Origin of the sequence: Stenotrophomonas sp. P2112 (assembly GCF_041897515.1) — a bacterium.
Lineage (GTDB): Bacteria > Pseudomonadota > Gammaproteobacteria > Xanthomonadales > Xanthomonadaceae > Stenotrophomonas > Stenotrophomonas sepilia.
Map to the genome: position 1 here is coordinate 4,129,511 of NZ_CP169216.1, position 17,155 is coordinate 4,146,665.

Genomic DNA, 17,155 nt, shown 5'->3' on the forward strand with positions numbered 1-17,155 from the left:
GTCGCGGCAACGCGCTACCCTAGCCGCCCCGTCGCCGCATTCAGCCGCCATGGCCCGCCCCGACCTGACCGCCCGCCTCCACGCCCAGCGCGCCCTGCGCGATGCCCAAGGCCGTCGCCGCACGCGGCGCACGGTCAACCGTCGTGATGGCGTCCGCCTGGAAGTGGACGGCCAGTGGCTGACCGGCTTCTGCAGCAATGATTATCTGGGCCTGGCCCAGCAGTTCAGCGTGGTCAACGCGCTGCAAGATGCCGCTGCACGCGAAGGCGCCGGCGCCGGTGCATCGCATCTGGTCTGCGGCCACCACGCCCTGCATGACGCGCTGGAGCGCGAAGTGGCGGAGTGGCTGGGCTACCCGAGCGCGCTGCTGTTCGGTAGTGGCTTCGCCGCCAACCTGGCCGTGCAGCAGGCACTGCTGAGCGAAGAGAGTGATGTCTGCGTGCAGGACAAGCTCAACCACGCCAGCCTCTTGGATGCGACGCGGCTGGCCGGTGCGCGCCTGCGCCGTTATCCGCACCTTGATGCCGAAGGCGCGATGCGCCAGCTCAAGCACGCGCCCGACGGCGCGGCGATGCTGGCCACCGATGGTGTCTTCAGCATGGATGGCGACATCGCACCGCTGCGTGCATTGTCGCTTGTGGCACGCCTGCAGCAGGCGCTGTTCTATGTGGACGATGCGCACGGCGTAGGCGTGGTCGGTGACGGCCGTGGTGCCGTGGCCGCCGCCGGGCTGGGCGTGGACGATGTGCCGCTTCAGCTGGTCACGCTGGGCAAGGCACTGGGCGGTTCCGGCGCGCTGGTGCTGGGCCGCGACGATCTGGTCGAGCACCTGGCTGAAACCGCACGCCCCTACATCTACACCACGGCGATGCCGCCACCGCTGGCCGCCGCTGCACTGGAAGCGGTGCGCCTGGCACGCCGTGACAACTGGCGCCGCTCGAAACTGACCGACCTGATCGCGCTGTTCCGCAGCGAGGCACGCCGCCATGGCCTGGACCTGATGGCTTCGGAAACGCCGATCCAACCGCTGCTGTGTGGTGACGATCACCGCGCCGTGGCGATGTCCAAGGCACTGGAGCAGGCTGGTTGGCTGGTCGGCGCGATCCGTCCGCCCACGGTGCCCGAAGGCAAGGCGCGCCTGCGTGTGACCCTGTCCGCCCTGCACACGCCGGAACAGGTGCGTGGCCTGGTGGACGCGATCGCCAGCGCGCGCGATCGCGTGGATCTGGCGGTGCGTGACGCCGCGCCACCGCCATTGCCTGTCTTTGCCTGAGCCTGCTGTCGTTTTCCCATGCATATCGACGTCACCGGCCAGGGGCCGGACCTGGTACTGATCCATGGCTGGGCCCTGCAGGGCGGTGTGTTCGCACCCTTGGTGCAGCGCCTGGCCGACCGGTTCACCCTGCATCTGGTTGATCTGCCGGGCCATGGCCACAGCCGCGAAGACACCACGCCGTTGCGCCTGCCGTTCGTGGTGAACGCCATTGCCGCGGCCACGCCGCCGGCGGTGTGGTGCGGCTGGTCACTGGGCGGCCTGTTCGCACTGCACGCCGCCGCAACGCTTCCGAAAGTGCGCGGGCTGGCGATGATCGCGGCCACGCCGCGCTTCGTGCGCGGCCACGACTGGCCGCATGCGGTGGAGCCGGCGGTCTTCGAGCAGTTCGGGCGCGAGCTGGCGACCGATTTCGGTGGCACCCTGGAACGCTTCCTGGCGCTGGATGTGATGGGCTCGGCGCACGCCCGCGAGGAGCTGCGCACGCTGCGCCAACGCCTGGTTGAGCGCGGCGCGCCCACCGAACGGGCCCTGCTGGAAGGCCTGCGCCTGCTGGAAAGCACCGACCTGCGCGGCGCATTGCCAACACTGGGCAAACCCAGCCTGTGGATCGCCGGCCAGCGCGACCGGCTGGTGTCTCCGGCGGCGATGCAGGCCGCTGCGGCATTGGCCCCGGGTGCGCAGGCGCTGACCATCGCCCATGGCGGCCACGCGCCCTTCCTCGGCCATGCCGACGAGGTGGCCAGCGCCCTGCAACACTTCGTTGCCGGCCTGTCACCGGCCGATGGCGGACAATGAGCGCCTTCCTCATTCCACGGGATTGACGCATGGATCTGGGTATCAACGGCCGCTGGGCACTGGTCTGCGGCGCAAGCAAGGGCTTGGGCCTGGGCTGCGCGCGCGCGCTGGTGCGCGAGGGCGTCAACGTGGTGATCGTGGCCCGTGGCGAGGCTGCACTGCAGGTCGCTGCCGAAGAGCTGCGTGCACTGCCCGGTGCCGCTGAGGTGCGCGCGGTCGCCGCCGACGTCACCACCGACGCCGGTCGTGCCGCGGCGCTGGCCGCGTGCCCGCAGGTGGACATCCTGGTCACCAATGCCGGTGGCCCGCCGCCAGGCGACTTCCGCACTTTCGAGCGCGACGACTGGATCGCCGCGCTCGACGCCAACATGCTGGCGCCGATCGCGCTGATCCGCGCCACCGTGGACGCGATGATTGCGCGTGGCTTCGGCCGCATCGTCAACATCACCTCGTCGGCGGTGAAAGCGCCGATCGACATCCTGGCGCTGTCCAACGGTGCACGCAGCGGCCTGACCGGTTTCGTCGCCGGCCTGTCGCGCCGCACCGTCGCGCACAACGTCACGATCAACAACCTGCTGCCCGGCCAGTTCGACACCGACCGCCTGCGCGCCAACTTCGCCCACACTGCGGGCAAGGACGGCGATGCCGGCGAAGTGGCCGAACGCCGCCGCCAGCAGATTCCCGCCGGCCGCTTCGGCACGGCGGACGAGTTCGGCGCCGCCTGCGCCTTCCTGTGCAGCGCACACACCGGTTACCTCACCGGGCAGAACCTGCTGATCGACGGCGGCGCCTACCCCGGTACGTTCTAAGAGACTTTCGCAATGCCGTCCCACTTCGATGCCCGCCATGTCCGCCGCGCATTCGCGCGTGCCGCCACCAGTTACGACGCTGCCGCCGCCCTGCAGCGCGAGGTGCAGTCGCGGCTGATCGAATCGTTGGACTACCTGGAGGCACGCAAGCCCGAGGTGGTGCTGGACATCGGCGCGGGTACCGGCCACGCCAGCGCGTTGATGAAGAAGCGTTGGCCGAAGGCGCAGGTGATCGCGCTGGATGTGGCACTGCCGATGCTGGACCAGGCCAAGCGCCAGGCCGGCTGGTGGAAGCCGTTCCAGCGCCTGTGCGGCGACGCCGCCGCGCTGCCGCTGGCCGACAACAGCGTGGACGTGATCTTCAGCAACCTGTGCCTGCAGTGGGTGGACGACCTGCCGGCGGTGTTCGCAGGCTTCCGTCGCGTGCTCAAGCCCGGTGGCCTGCTGCTGTGTTCCACCTTCGGCCCGGAAACCCTGATCGAACTCAACGAGGCCTTCGCGGCCGCCGATGACCGCCCGCACGTGAGCCGCTTCGCGCAGATCGCCCAGTTCGGCGATGCGCTGATGATGGCCGGCTTCCGCGACCCGGTGCTGGACCGCGATCTGTTCACCCTGACCTACGACGACCTGCCCTCGTTGATGCGCGAGCTGCGCGCGATGGGCGCGACCAATGCACGGGTGGATCGCCGCCACACGCTGACCGGGCGTGGCCGTTTCGCTGCGGCGGCAGCGGCGTATGAACCGATGCGGCGCGCCGACGGCAAGCTGCCCAGCAGCTGGGAAGTGATCTATGCCCATGCCTGGGCACCGGACCCGGGCGCACCGATCCGCGAAGGCGGGCATGACGTGGCCTCAGTGCCGGTTTCGGCGATTCCGATCCGGCGCAAGCAGACCTGATCGTCTGGTAGTGCCGGCCGCTGGCCGGCAACCTCACGATTCCATGGTGGGCATCTGCCGGCCAGCGGCCGGCACTACCAAATGCGACGCCATACGCGAATCGCTCTGGTGGGTGCCGACCTTGGTCGGCACAGTGCCGGCAACCTCACGATTCCATGGTGGGCGTCTGCCGGCCAGCGGCCGGCACTACCGCATGGCACCCGCCCAAATCAGGTTTCCGCCTCAGGTGTTGGCCGGCGAACTCAGCGGCGGCCGCACCAGGTCGCGGTGGAAGAAATAGATTTCCTGCACCAGGAAGCGCCAGCTGGTGTGGAAGCTGCGGAAGCGCGTGCTGGGCGTGGACGAGGCAAGTGCATCGATGCCCAGCGCCCTGCTCAGGCGCAGCGCGCGCGCCATGTGCAGCGGATCGCTGACGATGATCACCCGGTGCAGGTTGCGCTGGTCCATCAGCCGCTTGGCTTCCACCAGGTTCTGCACGGTGTTGCGCGAGGCAGTCTCGATCAGGATCGCATCGTCCGGCACGCCGTGCTTGAGCGCATAGCGCCGCGCCACCTGTGACTCGGAAAAGCGCGCGCCGGTACCACCATAGCCGCCGGTGAAGATCAGCAGTGGCGCGAACTGGGCCTCATAGAGATCCAGCCCGTGACGGATGCGTTCTTCGAATACCGGCGACGGCTTGGCGTCATAGGCCGCCGCACCGAGCACGATGATGGCGTCGGCCTTGGCCGCCTGGTCACGCTCGCCGACCCAGACGATCCAGGCAGTCACGCCCAGCAGCCAGATCACCAGCAGGACAAACAACCGCCACAGCCAGCCCAGCAGGCCAGTGCGATGCCGGTGCCGGTCGCGGCTCACGGCGCGCCCCAGCGCAGTGCGGGCAGGTCGACGTTGCCGCCGGACAGCACCAGGCCCACGCGCAGGCCGGCAAAACGCTGAGGCTGCGCCAGCACCGCGGCGAGCACGGTCGCCGATGACGGCTCGACCACCTGCTTGAGGACCTCCCACAGCAAGCGCATCGCCGCCATCGTCGCCGCGTCATCGACCACGATCACCTCGGCGTTGGCCGCACGCAGCAGCTCGAAGTTGGGCGCGCCGATCAGGGTGCGCAGACCGTCGCAGATCGTGTCTGGGGTGAACGCCGCCTGGCGCTCGCCAGCGGCCAACGAGCGCGCGGTGTCGTCCGCGCCGGCCGGCTCGGCCAGCACCAGCCGGGTCTGCGGGCTGGCGAGCTGCAGGGCCCGCGCGGTGCCGCTGGCCAGGCCACCGCCGCCCACCGGCACCACCAGCACGTCGAACGGGCCGTCGCTGTTCAGCAGCTCCAGTGCTGCGGTGCCCTGCCCGGCCATCACCGCCGGGTCCGCATAGGGATGGACCAAGGTCGCGCCGGTATCAGCCTGCACTTTGGCGCAGGAGGCCTCGCGGTCGGCGATGGTTGGCGGGCAGCGCCAGAGCGTGGCGCCATGGCGGGCGATGTTGGCCAGCTTGGCCGCCACTGCACCTTCGGGCACCACCACGTGGCAGGGAATGCCACGGGTGCGCGCGGCCAGGGCCAGGGCGGCGCCGTGGTTGCCGGAGGAATGGGTGACCACGCCGGCGCCGGCGCGATCGGCATCCAGCGACCACACCGCATTGCAGGCGCCGCGGAACTTGAATGCGCCACCGCGCTGCAGATGCTCGGCCTTGAACGCCAGCTGCGCGCCGGCCAGCGCATCCAGCGTGCGCGAGCGCAGCACCGGGGTCACGCTGGCGTGCGGCGCGATCCGCGCAGCGGCAGCCAGGACATCATCGGCACGGGGCAACAGTGAATCGCTCATGACGCAAGATTAACGTATGGCTCCCTGCTGGCGACCCCGGCACAGGTCATGCCAGCATGGCAGCCTTCACCTCCATTCATCCTGGACAGTGAAGTTAAGGGCCGATTCAACGCCTGCGCATGAAGCTCACTGTACAACCCGTCCTCTGGGGGGACCCACCATGAAAACGCGCCTGATGCTTGCCGGTGGCCTGATGCTGGCCCTGGCCGGCTGCACCACCTACGACTATGTCGGCGGTGGCCGCAGCGGCAGCTACTACCACGGTGCGCCGTCGGTGGAGTACCGCTACCCCGCCGGCTATCCCTACAACTACGGCTACCCGTACTACGGCGGCTATGGCGGCTACTACGGCGGCTATGGCAATCCGTATTACTCGCGCCCGATCTACCGCCCGCCGCACAACCACCGCCCGCCACCGCGCCCACCCGGCAACGGTGGCGAGAACCGCCCGCCACCGCCGTCGCGGCCGTCGTACAACGGCGGTTCGCCGTGGCGGAACATGGACTCGATGCGCCGGCCGCCGCAATCGAACATCCAGCCCTCTGCGCCTCCGCCGCCGGCCCGTCCGGCTCCGGCGCCGAGTGCGCCAAGAATGAACGGTTCCCCCTGGCGCAACATGGATCGTGGGACGCAGCGCACAGTTGAGCGCTGAACCGTCTTGCATTTCACACGGTCCAAGCCGCACTCTACGGGGCCAGTGACGGCCCGCGTCACAAAGTGACAAAAACGACACGGGCCGCCGCAAAAATCTCTACGTCGATATCCGACAGGAACATCTGGATCCCCCCTGTTCCGGCCCTGTCGGATGTCGGCACCTCTGAAAGCAGACGGCCCCGCAGTGCGGGGCCGTTTGTTTTGGGGCACGTTGTTCTGGTGCCGCCGCCACGGCATCCACGCATGGCGTGGATCTACCCAAGGCCCGTCATCAGTAGATCCACGCCATGCGTGGATGGAGCTCTCCCGATAGCCTCCAGAAAAAAACAGGGCCGGGCAGTCCCCCGACTGCCGGCCCCCTGCTCCCCCACCGTGCGCCTGTACCGGCCCCTGTTCCAATTCCGGTCACGGGCGCCTGCGGCGCCAGCCACGGTGGGTGCTATTGGGTTATCTGCAAAAATCCTGCCAACTTTAGAGCTGATTTCGACGGGAGCCGGCTGGCGCCGACGTCCCAGCCCCGAATGGCGCTAAAATCGCCACCCCGGTGCCGCCCCGGCCGCGCCCGCCCCCAGCTGAACAGCCCCATGAACCCGTCCTTCCATCGTTACGACGTCATCGTCATCGGCGGTGGCCACGCCGGCACCGAAGCCGCGCTGGCCGCGGCCCGTACCGGCGTGCGCACCCTGCTGCTGACCCACAACATCGAAACAGTGGGCGCGATGAGCTGCAACCCGGCCATCGGCGGCATCGGCAAGGGCCATCTGGTCAAGGAAATCGACGCCCTGGGCGGTGCGATGGCGCATGCCGCCGACCGCGCCGGCATCCAGTGGCGCACGCTCAACGCCTCCAAGGGCCCGGCCGTGCGCGCGACCCGCTGCCAGGCCGACCGCAACCTGTATCGCATGGCGATCCGCGCCATCGTCGAAGGCCAGGCCAACCTGACCGTGTTCCAGGCCGCCGTCGATGACCTGGTCATTGAAGGCGACGCCGTGCGCGGGGTCATGACCCAGACCGGCCTGCGCTTCGACGCCGGGGCCGTGGTGCTGACCGCCGGTACCTTCCTGGCCGGCAAGATCCATGTCGGCCCGACCCAGTACGCCGCCGGCCGCATGGGCGACCCGCCGGCCACCACGCTGGCGGCGCGCCTGCGCGAGCGTCCTTTCCAGGTGGACCGCCTGAAGACCGGCACGCCGCCGCGCATCGATGGCCGCTCACTGGACTACAGCGTGATGGACGAGCAGCCGGGCGATTCGCCGCGGCCGGTGATGTCCTTCCTCGGCTCGGTGGACGAGCATCCGCAGCAGGTCAGCTGCTGGATCACCCACACCACCGAGCAGACCCACCAGATCATCCGCGACGCGCTGCACCGCTCGCCGCTGTACAGCGGCCAGATCGAAGGCATCGGCCCGCGCTACTGCCCGTCCATCGAGGACAAGGTGGTGCGCTTCGCCGAGAAGGCCAGCCACCAGATCTTCGTCGAACCGGAAGGCCTGGGCATCGTCGAGATCTACCCCAACGGCATTTCCACCTCGCTGCCCTTCGACGTGCAGCTGGAGATGGTGCGCAGCATCCGTGGCTTCGAGAACGCGCACATCACCCGCCCGGGCTACGCCATCGAGTACGACTTCTTCGATCCGCGCGGGCTGAAGGCGTCGCTGGAAACCAAGCTGGTCAACGGCCTGTTCTTCGCTGGCCAGATCAACGGCACCACCGGCTATGAGGAGGCCGCCGCGCAGGGCCTGCTGGCCGGCCTCAACGCCGCACGCCAGGTGCGTGGGCTGGACGGTTGGTGCCCGCGCCGCGACGAGGCGTACCTGGGCGTGCTGGTGGATGACCTGATCACCCACGGCACCAACGAGCCGTACCGCATGTTCACCAGCCGCGCCGAGTACCGCCTGCAGCTGCGCGAGGACAATGCCGACCAGCGCCTGACCCCGGCCGGCCGCGAAATGGGCCTGGTGGATGATCGTCGCTGGGGTGCGTTCGAGACCAAGCAGGCCGCTGTTGCTGCCGAGCGCGCGCGCCTGGGTGCGCTGTGGGCAACCCCGACCAATGCGCTGGGCCGCGAAGTGCAGGACATGCTGGGCGTGGCGGTCAGCCGCGAGACCAACGTGCTGGACCTGATCAAGCGCCCCGAGCTGGATTACGCGCAGCTGATGCAGGTGCCATCGCTGGGGCCGGCCGTGGCCGACGCCAAGGTGGCCGAGCAGGTGGAGATCGGCGTGAAGTACGCCGGCTACCTGGACCGCCAGCGCGAGGAGATCGAGCGCCAGCAGCGGCATGAGGCCACGCCGATCGCCGAGGCGTTCGACTATGCGACCGTGCGCGGGCTGTCGGCCGAAGCACTGCAGAAACTGGAGCGGGTGCGCCCGCAGACCATCGGCCAGGCGCAGCGTATTCCGGGCATGACCCCGGCAGCGATCTCACTGCTGCTGGTGCACCTGGAGCGCGCGCGCCGCGGCCGCGTGGCGTAAGCGGTCGAACCTGCTTCTGCTGGGTGCCGACCTTGGTCGGCACAGGACTCTACTCTGGTGGGTGCCGACCTTGGTCGGCACAAATCATCCGATCGCGATGCTGCATGCATCTGTGCCGACCAAGGTCGGCACCTACCAAGGCCTCCCACCCCGGTAGATCCACGCCATACGTGGATGAAGGCCTCCGTGCCGACCAAGGTCGGCACCTACCAAGGCCTCCCGCTCCGGTAGATCCACGCCATGCGTGGATGAAGGTCTCCGTGCCGACCAAGGTCGGCACCCACCGGAGCGGAACACGCACCCACCTTGGCGAACGCGCTACCGTGCGTCGGCACCGCCGCCCAGCACCTTGAACAACGTCACCCGGTTGCCCGCTTCCTGCTGCTGCAGCGCGATCAGGTCCTGCTGTGCGGCAAACAGGCTGCGCTGCGCATCCAGTGCCTGCAGATAGCCGTCCAGCCCGGTGCGGTAACGCGCATCGGCCAGCGTGTAGCTGCGCTGGCTGGCGGCCACCCGCGCGCGCTGTGCGTCCATCTGCACGGTCAGGTGATCGCGCGTGGCCAGGGCATCGGCTACTTCACTGAAGGCCTGCTGGATCGCTTTCTCGTACTGCGCAATGCCGATGTCCTTGCCGATCTTCGAGGCATCCAGCGAGGCCTTCAGCGCACCGGCGTGGAAGATCGGCGCGGTGATGCTGGGCGCGAACGACCAACCACGGGTGCCGGCCGAGAACAGCGTCGACAACGCGGTGGAGCTGTGGCCGTAGTTGGCGGTCAAGGTCAGCGTCGGGAAGAATGCGGCGCGCGCGGCACCGATATCGGCATTGGCCGCCTGTAGTGCGTGTTCGGCGGACAACACGTCCGGGCGCTGCAGCAGCACGCTGGACGGCAGGTTGGCCGGCAGCGGCGCCAGTGCCACGCTGCCATCCAGCGCCTGCGCGGTTGGCAGCAAGGCCGGATCCAGCGGCGCCCCCACCAGCAACTGCAATGCATCGCGATCCTGCGCCTGCTGCGTCTGCAGCTTGGCGAGCGCACCGCGCGCGGCTTCGACGCTGGTCTGTACCTGCGACAGGTCCAGGCCCGAGGCCAGGCCTTGGGCGTGGCGGGCCTCGGTGCGCTGCAGGGTCTGCTGCTGGCTGTCCAGGGTCTGCCGGGTGAACGCCAGTGACTGCTCGTCCGCTGCCAACGCCAGCCACGCCGTGGCCACTTCGGCCACCAGGCTGGTGCGCGCGGCGCGCTGGTTCTCGGCGCTGGCCAGCCAGTTCTGCAGGGCCTCGTTCTTCAGGCTGCGGATGCGTCCGAACAGATCCAGTTCCCAACTGCTGATACCCACCTGCACGGCATCGGATTCGGTTACCTGGGTGGCACCGGTCTCGCTGTTGGCATCACTTACCCGCGAGCGGGTGACACTGCCGCTGGCATCCACCGACGGCAGCAGCGCCGCGCGCTGGATGCGGTACTGCGCGCGTTCCTTCTCCACCTGCAGCATGGCCACGCGCAGGTCGCGGTTGTTCTGCAGCGCCAGCGCGATCACCTGCTGCAGGCGCGGCTCGAGGAAGACTTCGCGCCAGGCTGGCACCGCCAGTGCTGGCTCGGCCTCGGCCGTGGCGGCATTGCCGAATTGTGCCGGCACCGGCGCCTCGGGCCTCTGGTAATGCGGCGCCATGCTCACGCAGCCGCCCAGCACGGTGGTCATCGTTGCGGCAGCAATGGCGCGCAGCAGCATCGGCTTCATGGGCTTGCCTCCGGGGCAGTGGCTTCGGCAGGCGCGCGGCCCGGGAACAGGCGGCGCACGAGCAGGTAGAACAGCGGCACGAAGAACATGCCCAGCACCATCGAGGCGACCGTGCCGCCGGCCACGCCGGTACCCAGCGAGCGGCGCGCGGCCGAGCCAGCGCCGGTGGCGAACACCAGCGGCAGCACACCCATCAGGAACGCCAGCGAGGTCATCACGATCGGCCGCAGGCGCAGATAGACGGCCTGCAGGATCGCCTCGCGGGTGCTCCTGCCCTGCTGTTCAAGGATGCGGGCGAACTCGACGATCAGGATGCCGTTCTTGGCCGCCAGGCCAATCGTGGTCAGCAGGCCGACCTGGAAGTACACGTCGTTGTTGAGGCCACGCAGGTTCATCATCAGCACCGCACCAAACACGCCCACCGGCACCGCCAGCATCACCGCGAACGGCACCGCCCAGCTTTCATACAGCGCGGCCAGGCACAGGAACACGAACAGCAGCGAGATGGCGTACAGCATCGGCGCCTGATTGCCCGACAGCTGTTCCTGGTAGGCCATGTCCGACCAGGCATGGCTGAAGCCTTCCGGCAGCGCGTCGGCCAGGCGCGCGATCTCGGCCATCGCCTCGCCGGAACTGACGCCCGGCGCGGGCTGGCCGGTGATCTCCATCGCCGACACGCCGTTGTAGCGCTGCAGCGCGGCCGGCGCGCTGGTCCAGTGCGCGCTGACCAGCGACGACAGCGGCACCATCTGGCCGGCCTGGTTGCGCACGCTCCAGCGCTCGATGTCCTGCGGCTGCATGCGCGCTTCGGCGGTGCCCTGGATGAACACCTTCTTGATGCGGCCCTTGTAGATGAAGTTGTTGACGAAGTCGCCGCCCAAGGCCGCATTCAAGGTGTCATTGATGTCCTGCGGATTCACGCCCATGGCCTGCGCCTTGGCGTCGTCCACCTTCACCGCATACACCGGCGCGTCTTCCAGGCTGGCGTAGCGCACGTTGACCAGCTTCGGATCCCTGGCGGCCTCCTTCAGCAGCGTGTTGCGCGCGGCCACGGCGGCGGCATGGCCGGCGCCGCCTTCGTCCTGCAGTTCCAGGGTGAAACCGCCCGCATCGCCCAGGCCAAGGATGGCCGGTGGCGAGGTGATGAACACCTGCGAATCGGGCACGCTGGCCATGGCCGCGGTCAACCGTGCGGCAATGGTGTCGGCGTCATCCTTGCGGTCATCCCAGTCCTTCAGGCGGATGAAGGCCTGGCCGACGTTCTGGCCGCTGCCGGTGACACTGAAACCGGCGGTGGCCTGGATCGACAGCACGCCGTCGTCCTTCACCGCGGCGGCACTCAGGCGATCCATCACCGCGCGGGTCTGCTCCAGGGTGGCACCGGCCGGCAGCTTCACCAGCGCGTTGAGCATGCCCTGGTCCTCGTCGGGCAGGAACGCGCCCGGCAGGTGCCACAGCAGCAGGCCGGTGGCCACGCTCAGCGCCAGGTAGAACACCACGCCCAGCGTGCGCCGGCCAAGGAAGCCATCCACCCGGCGACGCAGGCCGTTGGAGGTGCGCTCGAAACGATGGTTGAACCAGATGAAGCACTTGCCCAGCAGGCTCGGCTCACCGCCGTGGTCGCCATGCGGATGGCCGCCCTTGGGAATCTGGTGCAGGATGCTGCCGCACAGGGCCGGGGTGATGGTCATCGCCACCAGCACCGACAGGATCATCGCAGCGGCAATCGTCACCGAGAACTGGCGATAGATCACGCCGGTGACACCGCTGAAGAACGCCATCGGCAGGAACACGGCGGTCAGCACCAGCACGATGCCCACCAGCGCGCCGGTGATCTGGCCCATCGCCTTCAGCGTGGCCGGCTTCGGCGCCAGCCCTTCGAAGGTCATCACCCGCTCCACGTTCTCCACCACCACGATGGCATCGTCCACCAGCAGGCCGATGGCCAGCACCAGTGCGAACATGGTCAGGGTATTGATCGAATAGCCAAATGCCGCCAGCACGCCGAAGGTGCCCAGCAGCACCACCGGCACCGCGATGGTCGGGATCAGGGTGGCGCGCCAGTTCTGCAGGAACAGGTACATCACCAGCACCACCAGGATGATCGCCTCGATCAGGGTGATCACCACTTCCTTCAGCGAGATGGTCACGAACGGCGTGGTGGTGAACGCCACGTGGTAGGTGTAGCCGTGCGGCCAGTACTTCTGCAACTGCTGCAGGCGGGTCTCGATGGCCTTGGACACGGCGATGGCATTGGCGCCGGCATTGAGCTCGATGCCCAGCGACGCCGACGGCTTGCCGTTGAAGGTGCTGATGCTGTCGTAGCTCTCCGGCCCCAGGCCGATCGTCGCCACGTCGCCCAGGTGCACTACGCTGCCGTTGGCATCGGCCTTCAGCACCACCCGCGCGAACTGTTCGGGCGTGTGCAGGCGGCTGCGCGCGGTGACCGTGGCGTCCAGCTGCTGGCCCTTCAGTGCCGGCTGGCCACCCAGCTCACCGGCCGAGACGTCGGTGTTCTGCGCCTGCAGTGCGGTCTCGATGTCCGACGGCATCAGCGCGTACTGGCGCATCTTCTCCGGGTCCAGCCAGATGCGCATGGCGTATTCCTGGCCGATCGGCTGGATGTTGCCGACACCACTGACGCGGCTGATCTGGTCGTCGATGCGCGCTTCCATGAAGTTGGCGACATCGAAGTTGTCCATGCTGCCGTCTTCGCTGGTGAACGACAGCACCTCGAAGATCGAACCACTGGACTTGGTGATGGTCAGGCCGTTCTGCTGCACCGCCTGCGGCAGCGTCGCCATCGCCGCCTGCAGCTGGTTCTGCACCTGCACCTGCGCGGTGTCCGGATTGGTGCCGGTGGCAAACACCAGGTTGACCTGCGCCGAGCCATCGGAGGCGCTGGTGGAGGTCATGTACATCAGGTGGTCCAGGCTCTGCTGGGACTGCTCGATGACCTGGGTGACCGCGTTTTCCACGGTCTGCGACGAGGCGCCGGTGTAGGTGGCGCGGATGGTGATGGTGGGTGGGGCGATCTGCGGGTAGCGGTCCACCGGCAGGATCAGGATCGCGAGCAGGCCGAGCAGGCTGACCGCGATGGCGATCACCCAGGCGAAGATCGGCCGGTCGATGAAGAAACGAACCATGCGCGGCAGGCCTCAGTGCGACGTTTCGTCGGTGTTGCCGGTCGGGTCGATCGCCGGCATTGCGGCCAGCTGCGCGGTGGTGGCCGCCACCGCCTGCACCTGCTGGCCAAGCGCTACCGCGCTGCCGTTGCTGACGATCACCCGATCGCCAGCCTTCAGCCCCTGCGTGATCTGCCACTGGTTGCCCACTACCTGGCCGGTGCTGACCCGGCGCTCGACCACGCGGTCCTTTGCGTCGAGCAGGCGCAGCAGCGGCTCGCCACGTTCATTGCGCAGCACCGCCTTCTGCGGCACCAGCAGGGCGCGCGCATCGGTGGCCATCGGCAGCACCGCCCTCAGGTACATGCCCGGCAGCAGCAGGCCCTCCGGGTTCGGAATGACCGCGCGCAGCAGCACGTTGCCGGTGCCCGGGTCGACTGCGCTGCCGACAAACTCCAGGGTACCTTCATGCGCGTACGTGCTGCCGTCCTCCAGCAGCACCTTCACCTGTGCCTTGCCGTCGATGGCTTTCACCAGGCCGGCATCGAGCTGCTTGCGCAGCGCCAGCATCTGCGTGCTGGACTGGGTGACATCCAGATAGACCGGGTCCAACCGCTGGATGGTTGCCAGCGCCGCGTCCTGGCCGGCGGCGACCAGCGCGCCAGCGGTGACACTGGACGTGCCGATGCGGCCATCGATCGGTGCAGTAACCCGGGTGTAGTCGAGGTTGATGCGGGCCGCCTGCAGCGCAGCGCGCGCGGCGATCACATTGGCCTGGGCCTGCTTCAGTGCCGAGGTGGCATCGTCGGCGTCCTGCTTGCTGGCCGCATCCATGCCCAGCAGCGTGCGGGTGCGCTCGGCCTTCGGCTGCGCCGACAACACAGTGGCCTCGGCCTGCGCCAGCTGGCCACGCGCGGTATCGAAGGCGGCCTGGTACGGCGCCGGATCGATCTGGTAAAGCAGCTGGCCGGCCTTGACCTGCTGGCCTTCGGTGAACAACCGCTGGCGGATCAGCCCAGCGACCTGCGGGCGCACCTCGGACACCTCGAACGGTACGGCGCGACCGGGCAGGGTCTGTTGCAGGGCCAGCGGCTGCACGCTGGCAGTGATGACGCCCACTTCAGGGGTGGCCGGGGCCTCGGGCCTGCCCGCCGAGCAGGCCGCCAGGGCCAGCAGCAGGGGCAGCAACAGCGGACGGGGGGAGCGGGACAGCGGGAGCAGGAGTGACATGGGGGGCGTGGGGGCCTTGCGTTGACCCGTGCACGCTGCCGTGGAACTGTGCAGAGAATATGGAGATTGTGCGACCGGCTCAGCGGGCGCTTGCTTTCGGCGCCGCATGCGCCGCTAATGGCCCCGCGATGGCGAAGATTCGACTCAAATTCGGCCTGACCGCGAAGACCTTCCTCGCGATCTTCACCGCCTGCCTGCTGGTGCTGGCAGTGAACGGTATTGCCAGCCGCGTGGCGTTCCAGACCGGCTTTCTGGACTACCTCAATGACCAGGGCGACCTGCGCATGCAGCGCGTGATGCCGCACCTGCAGCGCGAGTACAGTGCGCACGGCGGCTGGGAGCACCTGCGCGGCGACAGTGACCGCTGGGCGCGGCTGCTGCGCCCGGATCTGGCCCATGGGCACGAGGGGCCCGTGCCACCGCTGTCCGACCAGACCGGCGTTCCCTCCCGCCTGGGCCTGTTCGATGCACAGCATCGGTTCGTAGCCGGCAACCCGGACGCCACCAGCGACGACGAGCCGCACGCCGTGCAGGTGGACGGGCACACGGTCGGCTGGCTGGGCATGGTGCCGTTCCAGACCGTCATCGCCACCAACGACCTGAACTTCTACAACACCCAGATGCGTGCGTGGTGGGTGATCGGCATCGCGCTGCTGCTGGTGACGGTGCTGCTGGCCTGGCTGGTGTCGCGCGCGCTGCGCCAGCGCCTTGCCAAACTGGCGGCGGCCACCCACCGGCTCGCCGCTGGCGACTACGCCACCCGCATCGAGCGCACCAGCGACGACGAGCTGGATGCACTGGTCAACGACTTCAACCGGATGGCGCAGGCGCTGGACGACACCGAGCGCAACCGCCGTGCCTTCATCGCCGATATCTCGCACGAACTGCGCACGCCGCTGGCGGTGGTTCGTGCCGAACTGGAAGCCATCGAGGACGGCATCCGCCCGCTGGACCGCGCCAACCTCGGTGCCCTGCAGGGCGAGATCCGCCAACTGGGCAAGTTGATCGACGACCTGCACGACCTGTCGATGACCCAGTCCGGCGGCCTGGCCTACCGCTTCGCACCGCTGGACCTGGTGGCGCTGCTGCGCAGCGAGCTCAATGGCATGCGCGTGCGCTTCTCCACGGCCGGGCTGGCACTGGAGGAGAACCTGCCCGCCACACCGCTGCAGGTATCCGGTGACGAACGACGCCTGCAGCAGGTGCTGGCCAATCTGCTGGAAAACGCATTGCGCTACACCCACGCCGGGGGCCGCGTACGCGTGCAGGCAGCGCGCGTGCCTGCCGGCGTGCAGCTGATCGTGGAAGACACCGCGCCAGGCGTGCCGGCGGACAAGTGCGCGCTGCTGTTCGAGCGCTTCTACCGGGTGGAGAGCTCGCGCAACCGGGCCAGCGGCGGCAGCGGGCTGGGCCTGGCCATCAGCCACAACATCATCCTCGCCCACCACGGCCTCATCCACGCCGAGCCATCGCCGCTGGGCGGGCTGCGCGTGGTCATTACCCTGCCGGAGCCTGCATGAGCCTGTCCACCGCCGCGTCCTCGAAGATCCTGATCGTCGAGGATGAGCCACGCCTGGCCTCGGTGCTGCGCGACTACCTGGCCGCCGCCGGCATGACCAGCGAATGGGTGGACGATGGCGGCCAGGTGATCGACGCATTCGCGCGCTACCAGCCCGACCTGGTGCTGCTGGATCTGATGCTGCCGCAGCGCGATGGCGTGGACCTGTGCCGCGAACTGCGCGCCAGCAGCGATGTACCGGTGATCATGGTCACCGCACGGGTGGAGGAGATCGACCGCCTGCTGGGCCTGGACATCGGTGCCGACGACTACATCTGCAAGCCGTTCAGTCCGCGCGAAGTGGTCGCACGGGTGATGGCGGTGCTGCGCCGCTACCGCCCGGACCCCGCTGCGCGTGCCAACAGCGGGCTGCATATCGACGAACCGGCAGCCCGCGCTACCTGGAACGGCAAGGGCCTGGACCTGACCCCGGTCGAATACCGCCTGCTGCGCACGCTGCTGGCCACGCCGGGCCGGATCTGGGCGCGCGACGAGCTGCTCGACCGCCTCTATCTGGACCACCGCGTGGTGGTCGACCGCACCGTCGACAGCCACGTGCGCAATCTGCGCCGCAAGCTGGCTGACGCCGGCATGGAAGGCGAACCGATCCGTTCGGTGTATGGCATGGGCTACAGCTACGAGCCGTGATCGCGTTCGCCGGGCTTGGCCCGGCGCTACCCCGTCACGCCTCGTCGACGAACGTCACCCTCTGGTAGCGCCGGGCCATGCCCGGCGAGCGCAGCGATGCAGACCTGCGCTACAGTCGAGAACGCTCGACATTAAGAACAC

The 17,155-nt window shown here is 68.6% G+C and carries 13 protein-coding genes; 8 read left to right on the forward strand and 5 right to left on the reverse strand.

Annotated features, from left to right (window positions below):
- Positions 1 to 49 precede the first annotated feature (49 nt).
- From bioF to bioC, 4 genes are read left to right on the forward strand one after another with little or no spacing between them, the layout of a single operon-like run.
- Positions 50 to 1,273 carry an 8-amino-7-oxononanoate synthase gene (gene bioF / locus ACEPA4_RS19025; RefSeq protein ID WP_065185871.1) on the forward strand — a complete coding sequence of 408 codons (1,224 nt, stop codon included), beginning with the start codon at positions 50 to 52 and terminating at the stop codon, positions 1,271 to 1,273.
- 18 nt (positions 1,274 to 1,291) lie between these two features.
- Complete coding sequence (gene bioH / locus ACEPA4_RS19030) at positions 1,292 to 2,071, forward strand: pimeloyl-ACP methyl ester esterase BioH (RefSeq protein ID WP_065177890.1); 780 nt, start codon at positions 1,292 to 1,294, stop codon at positions 2,069 to 2,071.
- A 29-nt stretch (positions 2,072 to 2,100) separates the two neighbouring features.
- A complete protein-coding gene (locus ACEPA4_RS19035; RefSeq protein ID WP_005420130.1) occupies positions 2,101 to 2,880 on the forward strand; it encodes an SDR family oxidoreductase in 780 nt (259 codons plus the stop codon).
- Positions 2,881 to 2,892: 12 nt separating this feature from the next.
- Positions 2,893 to 3,777 (forward strand): malonyl-ACP O-methyltransferase BioC, encoded by an 885-nt coding sequence (bioC, locus tag ACEPA4_RS19040; protein ID WP_005420131.1) that lies wholly within the window; start codon positions 2,893 to 2,895, stop codon positions 3,775 to 3,777.
- 222 nt (positions 3,778 to 3,999) lie between these two features.
- Here bioC and ACEPA4_RS19045 read toward each other — a convergent pair whose 3' ends face one another.
- Positions 4,000 to 4,644 (reverse strand): YdcF family protein, encoded by a 645-nt coding sequence (locus ACEPA4_RS19045; RefSeq protein ID WP_374083052.1) that lies wholly within the window; start codon positions 4,642 to 4,644, stop codon positions 4,000 to 4,002.
- Entirely contained in the window at positions 4,629 to 5,591 is a 963-nt protein-coding gene (locus tag ACEPA4_RS19050) for a pyridoxal-phosphate dependent enzyme (RefSeq protein WP_262090177.1), read from the reverse strand. The genes ACEPA4_RS19045 and ACEPA4_RS19050 overlap by 16 nt, the downstream gene beginning before the upstream one ends.
- A gap of 160 nt (positions 5,592 to 5,751) precedes the next feature.
- Between ACEPA4_RS19050 and ACEPA4_RS19055 the strand changes: the two genes are divergently transcribed.
- Positions 5,752 to 6,243, forward strand: coding sequence for a hypothetical protein (locus ACEPA4_RS19055; RefSeq protein WP_053496813.1), 492 nt, complete (start codon positions 5,752 to 5,754; stop codon positions 6,241 to 6,243).
- 586 nt (positions 6,244 to 6,829) lie between these two features.
- Complete coding sequence (gene mnmG / locus ACEPA4_RS19060) at positions 6,830 to 8,719, forward strand: tRNA uridine-5-carboxymethylaminomethyl(34) synthesis enzyme MnmG (RefSeq protein WP_262090178.1); 1,890 nt, start codon at positions 6,830 to 6,832, stop codon at positions 8,717 to 8,719.
- A 318-nt stretch (positions 8,720 to 9,037) separates the two neighbouring features.
- On the opposite strand, the gene smeC is transcribed toward mnmG, so the two are convergent.
- From smeC to smeA, 3 genes are read right to left on the reverse strand one after another with little or no spacing between them, the layout of a single operon-like run.
- On the reverse strand, positions 9,038 to 10,453 hold the full coding sequence (smeC, locus tag ACEPA4_RS19065) for a multidrug efflux transporter outer membrane subunit SmeC (protein WP_262090179.1): 1,416 nt from the start codon (positions 10,451 to 10,453) through the stop codon (positions 9,038 to 9,040).
- Positions 10,450 to 13,599 carry a multidrug efflux RND transporter permease subunit SmeB gene (smeB, locus tag ACEPA4_RS19070; RefSeq protein WP_262090180.1) on the reverse strand — a complete coding sequence of 1,050 codons (3,150 nt, stop codon included), beginning with the start codon at positions 13,597 to 13,599 and terminating at the stop codon, positions 10,450 to 10,452. Before smeB ends, smeC begins: the two co-directional genes overlap by 4 nt.
- A gap of 12 nt (positions 13,600 to 13,611) precedes the next feature.
- Positions 13,612 to 14,808 carry a multidrug efflux RND transporter periplasmic adaptor subunit SmeA gene (gene smeA / locus ACEPA4_RS19075; protein WP_262090181.1) on the reverse strand — a complete coding sequence of 399 codons (1,197 nt, stop codon included), beginning with the start codon at positions 14,806 to 14,808 and terminating at the stop codon, positions 13,612 to 13,614.
- A 128-nt stretch (positions 14,809 to 14,936) separates the two neighbouring features.
- Between smeA and baeS the strand changes: the two genes are divergently transcribed.
- Both baeS and ACEPA4_RS19085 read left to right on the forward strand, forming a co-directional pair.
- A complete protein-coding gene (gene baeS / locus ACEPA4_RS19080) occupies positions 14,937 to 16,328 on the forward strand; it encodes a sensor histidine kinase efflux regulator BaeS (RefSeq protein ID WP_188248108.1) in 1,392 nt (463 codons plus the stop codon).
- Positions 16,325 to 17,014 (forward strand): response regulator, encoded by a 690-nt coding sequence (locus ACEPA4_RS19085; RefSeq protein ID WP_005420147.1) that lies wholly within the window; start codon positions 16,325 to 16,327, stop codon positions 17,012 to 17,014. The genes baeS and ACEPA4_RS19085 overlap by 4 nt, the downstream gene beginning before the upstream one ends.
- Positions 17,015 to 17,155 lie beyond the last annotated feature (141 nt).